This is a genomic window from Methanobrevibacter curvatus (assembly GCF_001639295.1).
Taxonomy (GTDB): Archaea; Methanobacteriota; Methanobacteria; order Methanobacteriales; family Methanobacteriaceae; genus Methanoflexus; species Methanoflexus curvatus.
On the sequence record NZ_LWMV01000086.1, the window covers coordinates 1 to 1,783 of the forward strand.

The following is a 1,783-nucleotide window of genomic DNA, read 5'->3' on the forward strand; positions in this document are numbered from 1 at the left end:
GATTATTTGGGATTAATATTTAAACCTATTATTTTTTTATTAGTTATTTTATCTATTCGATTTAAAATAATTATTTTAATTATAAACAAAATTAATTAATAAGCAAAATTAATTATAAATAAAAATTTAATAATTTTTATAATAATTTTTAACTATTATAACTAATGCATAAAAATAATTTATTTCATTTTATTGTCCCTTTAATTACTTTTTAATTTTTATTATTTAATCTTTCATTTTTAGTTAATTTTTCAAGAATTTATTTAAATTACTTGAAAATTGAATATATAAGTATATTGTGATTATAGCTGAAATTGTATAATAAATGTTCTGTAAAACAAAACGATAATTGTCATATAACATATTAAAGCACTAAACTTATTTTATGCTTTCTATTTGTATCTAGATAAATTTAGTATTTCATAGTATATATAATTTTATTAGTTATTTTATTTATTAAAAACATTTAGTATAATTTATTAGAGCACTTATTAAGAAATTATATTACTATCAAAAAACACATGTTAATATTACTTACTATAAAAACAAAGTATATTATTGTTAATTATTTAATTTTTATTAATTTTTACTATTTTCATTACTATTTTTTCTAATACAATTTAAAATTAGTGGGTTGATTATGAAGAATAAAATTTCATCTAAAAATTTATTAAAATCATTATCTGATAAAAAAAGAGAAAAATACAACAATCAATTGGCTAAATTAAAATTTGAAGATATTATAAATATCTATGATGAAAAATCGATTCAAAATTTTGCTGGAAATAATAATGTAAATTTTGCCATTGAAAATATTGACTCTAAGGAGTTTAAATATTATAGTAATTTAAAATATCTGCTTGAATCAGCTTCAAGTTGCCAAATTTCCGATGCAATTTATGAAGTTTCAAATCATAATGGTGTTATTCCTGCGATAAAATCAGTCAATGGTATTTCTACTTATGGGAGAATAAAAACTGCAAAAACTGATTCAAATGATTGGGGAACTTCACTTCTAGCTATTGATAATACAGAAGCCAATGAGATTATTTTTATTGATTCAACTGAGGAGTTATTTGATAATTCAGTTGACGGTTCATTTAGTGGTTCATTTAGTGGTTCTAAAAATTCTTCTAAAAATTTTTCAGCTATTTGGGGAGAATTAACAAGTTTATCTGCAAAAAGTCGTGGAATTGGAGCAACAATAATTTATGGTTACTGTAGAGACATTACTGAGTTAAAAAAATTAAATTATCCAGTTTTTAGTTGTGGTTGTGTTCCAAATGCTGGAAAACCTTTAAAAAATGGTAAAATAAATATTCCAATTGATTCAATTCACGGTTATCCAATATCTGTTGAATCTGGTGATTTTATCTTTGGCGATGATTCAGGAGTTGTTCATGTTCCTAAAAATATATTTAAGGAGGTAATGGCTCAGCTATTAAAAATTAAAATCAATGAATTAAAAATTCAAGATGGAATAAAAAAAGGAAGATCAATACGACAATGTCTTAATGATTTGTAAGTTTTTTTATTTTTTTTATTCATTTTTATCACTTTTTTTTATAAATTCTATGCATTTTTCATTTTTCATAATTTTCAATCTAACAAAACTTTTGTTATTATACTTTTTTCTAAAATTTTTTTTAATGCCATATCAGTAGTTCGTAAAGTGTTTTTGTATTTTTGTTTTTAAGTAGTTTTTGTTTCTATTATTTTTTTTTATCAATTAATTTTTGCATGTTCTGTTGGAATTTATTTTGATTTAGTGTGGTATTGGTGT

General features: G+C 21.1%; 1 protein-coding gene. It reads left to right on the forward strand.

Translation table 11 applies throughout. The features are described 5' to 3' along the window. Nucleotides 1-640 precede the first annotated feature (640 nt). A complete protein-coding gene (locus tag MBCUR_RS02240) occupies nucleotides 641-1,525 on the forward strand; it encodes an RraA family protein (protein WP_067089692.1) in 885 nt (294 codons plus the stop codon). The last annotated feature ends 258 nt before the right edge of the window (nucleotides 1,526-1,783 follow it).